A 6,480-nucleotide genomic window follows, 5' to 3' on the forward strand; every position below is an offset into this window, starting at 1 on the left:
GACATGAATAGTTGTTTAATACTGAAAATATGATTATATAGCTATAGTGATTGCGATTCAGTTTTAAATGATGCCCAAACAAAAAAAGATCCTGCTTAGTAGTGCTGATATCAATAGCTTACAGTCGCTTATGCCTGGCAGTGTGGTGGATTTACAAATCTCCACGCCCACCGCTCCCAAGCGGGTAAAAACCAGCTATATTGGCGCTGATGTACCTAATTGCCTGTTGTTGCAGGTTCCCAGTGAGTCCCGTTGGGGTTATCTGCGTGACGTGCTGGTGCCAGACAATGAAGTGGTTTTACGCTACGTCCTGGAAGGCGATGAAGGCAAGGTGATTGCGTTTCGCTCTCACGTAATCAAAGTTATTACGCATCCGGTACCCATCCTCTTTGTGGCTATGCCTGAATCGCTACAGACCCTTGCACTGCGCAAACATAAGCGCTGGACACCAGGTATCCAGGCCCGGGTGACGGCCAGCGATGATAAGCAAACCTTAAGCACCGACTGCATGATTGTGGATGTGTCCTTTCAGGGATGCCGGTGCGTACTCGAATCGAGCCCGGAATTCCCCATTCTGGAAAACGGTAAAACCATTCAACTTAAAATTGCTCAAGACAAAGAAAACGTGATTAAAGGGATCATCAAAAACAGCAGTACCACACAAACCAGGGTGTTTTATGGCGTTCAATTTGCCGCAGATGCACAAATTGTTAAAAAATTGTTGGATCGTTTTATTGTTGAGCTTTAGGATAGAAGCTACGCTGGTTGTACCAGCGGCGGAAAGAGGGCGACCATAAAACAATTACTTGCCTCATTCCGGATCAGACAGGAAACGGGGACAATTTGTATGCGTGATATTGAACGGCTGTTTAACGAATATTCAGAAAGCCACATGAATCCAACCAATAAGATGATTCATAACCTGGCCGTGCCGGCCATCTACTTTTCAGTTATCGGGTTGGTCTGGTCTATACCAGTGCCTGGCTTTATTGAACAATACGGGGTTAACTTTGCGCATATAATCGCTATCCCGGTACTCTATTACTACTTTCTGCTGTCTGGCCCGATTGGAGCTGCCATGACACTGCTAACCATTGCCTGCTTCCTGATTATTGAACAAATCGCCCAATCGACGGTGCCGGTCTGGCAGGTGAGTGTAGGTGTATTTGTTATCATGTGGATTTTGCAGTTTATTGGCCATGCTATTGAAGGTAAGCGGCCGTCGTTTTTCACCGATTTACGTTTTCTGTTGATTGGCCCTGCCTGGGTATGGGGCAGTTGGCTTAAACGGTTAAATATTAGTTATTAATCTTCCGGCAATGTGGCAATTAGCGCGCAAAGACTGTACCGTCCACATTGCCTGCTACCCTCAGGTATGACAATAGTGCGATAAATCGTAAATCAATTACGACTAAGCCATTATTCACCCTCACAAATACACGTATAATGCAGTAGATGATAAAACAATCTGGTACCTTTGTGCTGAAGTGGCAGCGACTATTTGAAAACAATGAACGTTTATTCTGGGTATTGCATACCGCAGGGTGGGCGGGATTCGCCGTGGTTTATTACATTGGGTCGTTTTTGCATGAAGTTCGTCCCATTTTTCTGTTTATTATTATCCTTAATTCCTATGCCGGCTGGATTTTAACTATCCCGCTGCGCTACGTTTATCGCTGGGCGCGCAATCAGGGAGCCGTTAAGTTACTGCTCACCGTGCTGGCCGCGTCTTATGCCGTTGCACTGTTATGGGCAGTAGTCAAAAACGTTAACTACTGGGAAATCTACAAACACGGCTTCAGGCCCGATGCCTGGTATATGTATTTCAGCAATACCATTGATTCAATGATCATGATCGGCTGTTGGAGCGGTTTGTATTTTGGTATTAAAAACTTTGAGATGCTGCAGCGCGAAAAGCAAAACGCCTTAAAAGCCAGCACCATGGCTCACCAGGCGCATCTTAAGATGCTGCGCTATCAGCTTAATCCGCATTTCCTGTTTAATACGCTTAACGCCATTTCGACGCTGATCCTGATGAAGAACAATGATACCGCCGAAGCCATGGTATCGAGACTGAGTGACTTCCTGCGTTACTCGCTGGATAACGATCCCATTAAAAAAGTAGCATTAGGTCAGGAAATCAAAGCATTACGGTTATATTTAGAAATCGAAAAAGTGCGTTTCGGCGAACGTCTGGAAGTGGTCTGGAATATCGAAGAAGATTGCGAAAACGCTATGGTTCCAAGTATGATACTGCAACCAATCGTTGAAAATGCCATCAAGCATGCTATCTCTAAGCTTGAACATGCAGGCAAGCTCACCATTGATGCACGCAGATTTGGTAACGATCTGCTCCTTGATGTAGCCGATAACGGCCCGGGGGCAGATATTCTGGATGGTCAGTTAAGCCGCACCGGTGGTGTGGGTCTGCCTAATATAAAAGAACGCCTGCACGCTTTGTATAATCGGAATTTTGCTTTTACGGTTGAACATAATCAGCCGCAGGGAGTACGCGTTAGTGTTCGTATTCCTTATGATGTAAAGGATATTTAAATGAGTCAGCAAAAAATTAAAACTCTTATCGTCGACGATGAGCCTCTGGCCCGCAGTGGCTTGCGCTTACGCCTGGAAAAGTTCGATGATGTAGAAGTGGTTGCTGAATGTCAGAATGGTCTGGACGCAGTCAGTATGATTTCTCAGCATCGTCCGGATCTGGTTTTTCTCGATATTCAAATGCCCGGCTTAAATGGTTTTCAGGTAATCAACAAGCTCAAAGAGCTGAAACAGCCCATCCCGATGATTATCTTTGTTACCGCTTACGACAGCTACGCTATTAAGGCTTTTGATGTCCACGCACTCGATTACCTGCTTAAGCCAGCCGATGACGAGCGCCTCAGTGCGGCCATTAAGAAAGTTCGTGAGTACTTTGTCACCCAGAACCAGGACGAGCAGTCCAGAAAGCTGGTCAATCTGGTGGCCGAATTAACCGGTGACGATTGCGAAGAAATTTTACGTAAGCTGGCCAGTGGGGAAGCCGTAGAAACGAATCCTTACCCGGATGTCCTGGCGATTAAAGACGGCTCAGAAGTTACCCGGGTAAATGTATCTGATATTCAGTGGATTGATGCAGCCGGTGATTATATGTGCGTCCACGCCCTGGATGGCATGCATATTATGCGTAAAACCATGAAAGAACTTGAGCAGGAACTAAACCCGCAGTTGTTTGTGCGTGTTCACCGCTCAGCTATTGCTAACATTCGTTATGTGAAAAAACTGGTGAGTCACATTAGTGGTGAGTATCACCTGATCCTGAATAACGATACCGAGCTAAAAGTGAGTCGCAGTCACCGTGATAAGGTGAAAGCGGCCATGAAGATGTAAGCTAAACCAATTACAGACTAATACAAGACGGCGCATTAAGCGCCGTCTTTCTTTTGTGAGCCCTAAAGCATGGACTTCGGTAGGTAATTATCACTAGTGGTAGAGCTCTGTCTGTAGGAGTCGGAGAGTAACCCGGCACCACATACTGAGGAATATTGATTTATACTGCTCAAGGCGGCTTTGAGCGAATTATAGTCATTTCATCCCTGAGAATTACACTTAGACAGTGGTTCAGGGTATGCGCTTATTGGTTACGAATATTGAGCGAAAATCATTAGATGATTACCGCTTTTCTTTGGAGCCAATAAGTGCTCCATAGCTCACTAACGAATACTCAGGGCATGCACAATAACTGCTAGCTATATTTCTTTCGAAGAGCGTGGAATGCATACCAATCCTCAATTAATAGGAGTTGGTGAAAATGACCAAAGATAGATTTGCAGTACATGTCGGGTTGGATTGGGCAGACCGAAAACATGACTTATGTATTCAATTTAGTTCTGGTGAGCGTTGCTTCCAGGTAATAGATCACTCCCCAGAATCTCTTGATACCTGGCTTAAAAACTTGCACAAGCAAGTAAAAGGTCAAATAGCGGTGGCTCTCGAATTAAAGAAAGGGCCAATTGTTTACGCGCTTCAAAAATATCCGTTTGTGACAGTTTTTCCAGTTCACGCATTATCTTTAGCTCGCTACCGGCAAGCATTTTGGCCGAGTGGAGCAAAGGACGATCCGCAGGATGCAGAATTGGCGCTTGAGTTAATGCTGCGCTATCCCAAGAAGGTAACGCCGATTGAACCCAGTAACAGTGACATTCGTTTGTTACAGCAATTGGTGGAACAAAGACGCCAGCTAGTGGAAGACAAACGCCGGTTTGTAAACCGGCTAATCAATACACTCAAGCAGTATTATCCTCAGCCGCTTGAGTGGTTTTCCCATCGTGGTAGTGCATTGTTTTGTGATCTAATCATTCGGTGGCCAAATTTGCAGACTTTAAAACGTGCTCGTTCGTCGACTATAAGAAGCTTCTTCGAAACAGCACGAGGCAGAGGTGCCGCAAATGTTGAGAAACGTATTGTCAGCATAGAACAGGCGATACCTTTAACAAATGATAGTTGCGTAATCGAAGCCAACGAACTGATGGCTGTTTGTTTAGCAAAACAAATAAAACTGGTGGTCGATAACATTCAGGCCTATGACAAGCGAATAGAAAGTCTCTTTGAAACCTTACCTGATGCGAAACTATTTAAGTCTCTTCCAGGTATCGGACCCTGCATGGGCCCGAGAATGCTTGCGGCACTTGGTGACAATCGCGAAAGATTCCATAGTGCCGAAGAAATACAAAGTTATGCTGGAATAGCTCCCGTTACTGAGCGAAGTGGTCAAAAATGCTGGGTACATTGGCGATGGCAATGTTCCAAGTTTATTCGCCAGACCTTTGTAGAATGGGCTGCAAAAACAGTGCAATCATCATACTGGGCAGAAATTTATTACCAAGGACAAAGGCGGAAGGGTAAATCGCATCAGTCTGCAATTCGTGCCTTAGCTTACAAATGGATTCGAATTATCTACCGCTGCTGGAAGACTCGGACATGCTATGATGAAGCGAAATATTTAAGAGCGTTGAAGGAGCGAAATTCGCCCCTTCTTTCGGTCTAAAAAACTGGTTAAATGTCTCAGGGCGTGATGCGGACGTTGACCTACGCCTTAAAACATGACCGCTTCAGACAAACAGCAGACATTCAACGCTGGCATTTGCGGTTGGTTTGGAGCGCAGCGAAAAAACGTTCTGAAAACATGCGCTTTATATTTTGCTTACCTCAATTCTCAGCTGGTACCCTTTTTGATACTCAAAATGCAAAGCATTGGTAATATTATTCAGGTACGAAAATATACACATTGATTTGTTAATTATTCCTCTATCAGCGGAAACTAGGACATTACAATAAGATGCCATTCCAGCGTGCTGCCCATCTGACATTATGTTCTTAATCTTGTCTCTTTTCGCAAGACCTTTGTCGGGGCTAATTCCTAACATATTAAGCACAATATATGCCCCAGATATTGCACCGTGCTGAGTATGCTGAACTCCCTCAATACCCGGAATTGGTTCGAAGCCAAAGAACTGATTTTTTGTGATATTTGGTACTGAAGGTGAAATTAAATCCCAAATTTCATCAATTGCAGATTCAGATTTCGCGATAGCTTTCCGATTTTCACTTGTAACTCCAAACGCGCTTCTTGTTTTATCAATTGGGAGCCTGTTCTTTAGGTGTTTTTCAATTGTGACTGCCATCTCCTTCGACACTTTAGATGCTTTCTCAACTAGATCATCGCGCCTTCCATCAGGAATAATACTAGAGGCTGTTGATCTTTGAACATTATTTGTTCAGCAGTACATTGGTAGCCACATCATCATGAATGCCAATGCGACTGTACTGCTATAGTTTCGAGCTAGCTTGTCGTATCTTGTTGATATTGCCCGGTACCTTTTTATCCTCAAAAACGCGTTTTCAACAAGATGCCTATATCGATACAGGCACCAGTCCATATCGTCATTACCTAATTTGTTATTTCGTTTGCGTGGAATATTGGCATCTGCTCCACTTTCTTCTACGTAAGCTCTAAAAGCTTCACTGTCATAGCCTTTATCAGCACAAACAATATCGGCTTGTGGGGAGTTTATTATCAGACTTTGTGCATGTACGATGTCGTTCACTTGACCACCGGATAGTTCAAAATAAACGGGCAGGCCACCGCTATCTACCGCAAGGTGAATTTTCGTTGAGTTACCACCTCGACTTTTTCCGATGGCCTCATCTTGTTTACCCGCTGCACCGCTACTATCCTGATGCGCTTTAACTATACTACCATCAAGAAACAACCATTCTGGGTCACCCTCGGAGGCTAAGCTTTCAAATAACTTTTGCAATATGCCTTTCTTCGACCATAAATTAAATCGTCGGTAGACCGTATTCCAGAGACCAAATTCAGATGGCAAATCCCGCCACTGAATGCCGGTACGCATTCGGTAAAGTATGCCCTCCAGGGTATTTCGGTGCTCATATTTGTTATAGACTCTGCCACTCTCCTTTAGCAGT

Annotated in this window: 7 protein-coding genes; 5 read left to right on the forward strand and 2 right to left on the reverse strand. The window is 44.4% G+C overall.

The features are described 5' to 3' along the window. Nucleotides 1–67: 67 nt before the first annotated feature. The 5 genes from C6Y40_RS13910 (at nucleotide 68) to C6Y40_RS13930 (ending at nucleotide 5,038) form a co-directional block, all read left to right on the forward strand. Nucleotides 68–748, forward strand: a complete 681-nt coding sequence (locus C6Y40_RS13910) for a flagellar brake domain-containing protein (protein ID WP_105935113.1) — start codon at nucleotides 68–70, stop codon at nucleotides 746–748. A 99-nt stretch (nucleotides 749–847) separates the two neighbouring features. Next, nucleotides 848–1,309, forward strand: coding sequence for an Mpo1 family 2-hydroxy fatty acid dioxygenase (locus tag C6Y40_RS13915; protein ID WP_105935114.1), 462 nt, complete (start codon nucleotides 848–850; stop codon nucleotides 1,307–1,309). 146 nt (nucleotides 1,310–1,455) lie between these two features. After that, nucleotides 1,456–2,553, forward strand: coding sequence for a sensor histidine kinase (locus C6Y40_RS13920; RefSeq protein ID WP_420836939.1), 1,098 nt, complete (start codon nucleotides 1,456–1,458; stop codon nucleotides 2,551–2,553). After that, nucleotides 2,554–3,381 (forward strand): LytR/AlgR family response regulator transcription factor, encoded by an 828-nt coding sequence (locus tag C6Y40_RS13925; protein WP_105935115.1) that lies wholly within the window; start codon nucleotides 2,554–2,556, stop codon nucleotides 3,379–3,381. A 421-nt stretch (nucleotides 3,382–3,802) separates the two neighbouring features. Next, nucleotides 3,803–5,038 carry an IS110 family RNA-guided transposase gene (locus C6Y40_RS13930; protein ID WP_105935116.1) on the forward strand — a complete coding sequence of 412 codons (1,236 nt, stop codon included), beginning with the start codon at nucleotides 3,803–3,805 and terminating at the stop codon, nucleotides 5,036–5,038. 145 nt (nucleotides 5,039–5,183) lie between these two features. On the opposite strand, the gene C6Y40_RS13935 is transcribed toward C6Y40_RS13930, so the two are convergent. Beyond that, nucleotides 5,184–5,675, reverse strand: coding sequence for a hypothetical protein (locus C6Y40_RS13935; protein WP_240621961.1), 492 nt, complete (start codon nucleotides 5,673–5,675; stop codon nucleotides 5,184–5,186). 93 nt (nucleotides 5,676–5,768) lie between these two features. After that, nucleotides 5,769–6,479 carry an IS5 family transposase gene (locus C6Y40_RS13940; RefSeq protein WP_170308393.1) on the reverse strand — a complete coding sequence of 237 codons (711 nt, stop codon included), beginning with the start codon at nucleotides 6,477–6,479 and terminating at the stop codon, nucleotides 5,769–5,771. Between the last annotated feature and the right edge of the window lies 1 nt (nucleotide 6,480).

Source organism: Marisediminitalea alba (assembly GCF_002993365.1).
Lineage (GTDB): Bacteria > Pseudomonadota > Gammaproteobacteria > Enterobacterales > Alteromonadaceae > Alteromonas > Alteromonas alba.

Excerpts from the sequence above, each read along its gene's own strand:
- C6Y40_RS13930 (WP_105935116.1), top strand. The coding sequence starts at position 3,803 with ATGACCAAAGATAGATTTGCAGTACATGTCGGGTTGGATTGGGCAGAC.
- C6Y40_RS13910 (WP_105935113.1), top strand. The coding sequence starts at position 68 with ATGATGCCCAAACAAAAAAAGATCCTGCTTAGTAGTGCTGATATCAAT.
- C6Y40_RS13915 (WP_105935114.1), top strand. The coding sequence starts at position 848 with ATGCGTGATATTGAACGGCTGTTTAACGAATATTCAGAAAGCCACATG.
- C6Y40_RS13935 (WP_240621961.1), bottom strand. The coding sequence starts at position 5,675 with ATGGCAGTCACAATTGAAAAACACCTAAAGAACAGGCTCCCAATTGAT.
- C6Y40_RS13920 (WP_420836939.1), top strand. The coding sequence starts at position 1,456 with ATGATAAAACAATCTGGTACCTTTGTGCTGAAGTGGCAGCGACTATTT.
- C6Y40_RS13925 (WP_105935115.1), top strand. The coding sequence starts at position 2,554 with ATGAGTCAGCAAAAAATTAAAACTCTTATCGTCGACGATGAGCCTCTG.